This is a genomic window from Citrobacter sp. Cpo015 (assembly GCF_030333035.1).
Lineage (GTDB): Bacteria > Pseudomonadota > Gammaproteobacteria > Enterobacterales > Enterobacteriaceae > Citrobacter > Citrobacter portucalensis.
In genome coordinates this window covers 1-203 of sequence record NZ_JAOWGS010000001.1, presented here as the reverse complement: position 1 = coordinate 203, position 203 = coordinate 1, and the positions used below count along the sequence as shown (strand labels likewise).

Sequence of the window (203 nt, the reverse complement as noted above, 5' to 3'; positions counted from 1 at the left end):
AATCGCAGGATTTCGAATTGCGACAAGGCGGCAACTGAATGAGTCCTTAGGAGCTTACTGAAGTAAGTGACTCAGGCGAGTGAAGGCAGCCAACGCAGTAGTGGTTCGAAAGACGAAGATTAAGCGGGAATAGCTCAGTTGGTAGAGCACGACCTTGCCAAGGTCGGGGTCGCGAGTTCGAGTCTCGTTTCCCGCTCCAAATT

Annotated in this window: 1 tRNA gene; it reads left to right on the top strand. The window is 51.7% G+C overall.

Annotation, left to right across the window (positions count from 1 at the left end):
* Window positions 1-123 precede the first annotated feature (123 nt).
* Window positions 124-199 (top strand) — tRNA-Gly (locus OGY67_RS00005).
* Window positions 200-203 lie beyond the last annotated feature (4 nt).